The organism is Janibacter sp. CFPM2_SD2, from assembly GCF_057364645.1.
On record NZ_JBNFOF010000419.1, the window covers coordinates 1 to 525 of the forward strand.

A 525-nucleotide genomic window follows, 5' to 3' on the forward strand; every position below is an offset into this window, starting at 1 on the left:
GCGATCGCGCGGGCCCGGTGGGCGCCGGTGTGGCCGGCGAGGACGGCGCGCTGCAGGCGCAGCCCCTCGCGGGCGACGAGCTCCTCCTGGTTGACCCGGGCCACGAGCTCGCTGCGCAGCGACTTGCCGTCCTCGACGCGGGGCACGAGGGCCTCGATCTCGGCGGGCAGGTCGGCGTGCTCGGTGGTGCCGATGACGGGCGTCTGCGCCATCGCCGCGTCGAGCGTCGTCCAGGCCGCGGCGGGCGAGGTCGCCGAGAGGTCGAGCAGGACCCGGGCGTCCCCGACGGCGACGTCGTCACCGGTCCGGTCGGTGAGCGCCGGGGGGAGGGTGACGAGCGAGGACTTGCCGGGGCGGCGGACGAGGCGGGTGTCCCCCTTCGCCATCGGCTTGAGCGCATCGGCCACGAGACGAAGGGAGGAGTCGTCACCGAGGCGGGAGAGGCCGTCGACGACGGCGAGGACGCCGGAGCGGCGGGTGGTCGTCGCGTCCTCGCGCGCCGGGCCGGAGGGCGCGGGGCTGGGC

Annotated in this window: 1 protein-coding gene; it reads right to left on the reverse strand. The window is 77.3% G+C overall.

Annotated elements, in window-relative coordinates; genetic code table 11:
* A partial coding sequence (locus tag AC2W7J_RS18730; protein WP_485984315.1) for a hypothetical protein occupies positions 1 to 525 on the reverse strand: 525 nt, incomplete at both ends.